The organism is Methylophaga sp. UBA2689 (genome assembly GCA_002354555.1).
Lineage (GTDB): Bacteria > Pseudomonadota > Gammaproteobacteria > Nitrosococcales > Methylophagaceae > Methylophaga.
The window spans coordinates 31,930-33,113 of sequence record DELT01000076.1 but is presented as its reverse complement, the minus strand read 5'-3'; the positions used below and the strand labels follow the sequence as shown (position 1 = coordinate 33,113).

3 protein-coding genes are annotated in these 1,184 nt (G+C 41.6%); all 3 read right to left on the bottom strand.

The window, feature by feature from the left end:
* Positions 1-206: hypothetical protein (locus B3M51_RS09155; protein WP_292758475.1), on the bottom strand; the 206-nt coding region annotated here is incomplete at its 3' end.
* A gap of 28 nt (positions 207-234) precedes the next feature.
* Positions 235-783, bottom strand: a complete 549-nt coding sequence (locus tag B3M51_RS09150) for a pilus assembly protein PilP (RefSeq protein ID WP_292482669.1) — start codon at positions 781-783, stop codon at positions 235-237.
* Positions 783-1,184, bottom strand: a 402-nt coding sequence (locus tag B3M51_RS09145) for a type 4a pilus biogenesis protein PilO (protein ID WP_292758474.1), incomplete at its 5' end; no start/stop codon positions are given. The genes B3M51_RS09145 and B3M51_RS09150, both read right to left, overlap by 1 nt.

Genomic DNA, 1,184 nt, shown 5'->3' with positions numbered 1-1,184 from the left:
CTTTCTGGTTTTTCAACCGCTTCTGAAAAAGTTAATGTGACAACACCTTTATTACCCGATAAGGCTGAATAATCCAATGATTGCAGTTCATTTGCTGAAACGAGACTGCTGACAAACATTAATGAAAGCATACCCAGACTCGACCGCCACCGCTCCAGGAAATTTTTGTCGGTGTTGGTAATGGCTTGACGCCGAGTGATTGTCATTCCGTATTTACTCATCATTGTATGGCCCTTAATTTATCTCTACGACGGGTACTGTCGTCTCACGCTCGTTATAGCCGTTTCCTTCAGGAACGATTTCTTTCAGTGTCAGTTGTGTTTCACTGATCGCAACAATCTGGCCATGGTTCAACCCCATGTAATTACCAATTTGTACACGATGTATCGTACTGTCTGGAGCCCGGATTAATGCCCATAAGCTTTCCTGTTCCAGAGTACCGACATATTGCAAATCACCCAGCGGATAATTTTCCAGAATTTCCTTCATACGGTTTTCATTGGGCTGAATGCCGTTATCAACTACTTGCTCTGGTTCAGGTTCGGGAACATCAATAACGGTTGGAACAAATGGATCACGTAATTCAGCAGCGGCATAACTGAATTTTTCGTAAGGCTTCATCACTGGAATGGGAGGAATATCGACTACTTGACGTGCTTTTACTTCGGCAACATAGGCTTGCAGATCGTCTTTTGGTTGTGAACAGGCCACGAGCATAAATGCCATGGAAAGCAGAAGAAGCTTCTGAATTAATGAATGGATAACTATAGATATTTTCATCATTAATTACCCTGCTCGTCAAAGTAACGATAGGTCTTGGCCGTAATATCCATGGTCATATTCCCATCGCTGGTCAATGGACCCATTTTAAAATTATGCAGTGTCACAATACGGGGTAAGGCCGCTATCCCACTAATAAATTCTGCAAATTGATGATACGTGCCAGTTACACGCATGGTGATCGGCAATTCAATGTAAAAATCAATTGGCCGTTCTTCTTCCGGTTTGAATAATTCAAATTCAAGTCCATTTACCAAACCGGTTCTGGAAATATCTACAAGCAGATCAGCAACTTCACTTTTCCGGGGTAACTGCTGCAACATGGAAGCAAATGACAATTCCATTTCTTTCATCTGTTCTTTATATGCTTCAAGATTAACGGCTTTGCTTTGTTTTATCTCAAA

Coding starts and splice junctions, on each gene's coding strand:
- B3M51_RS09150 (WP_292482669.1), bottom strand. CDS start 783: ATGATGAAAATATCTATAGTTATCCATTCATTAATTCAGAAGCTTCTT.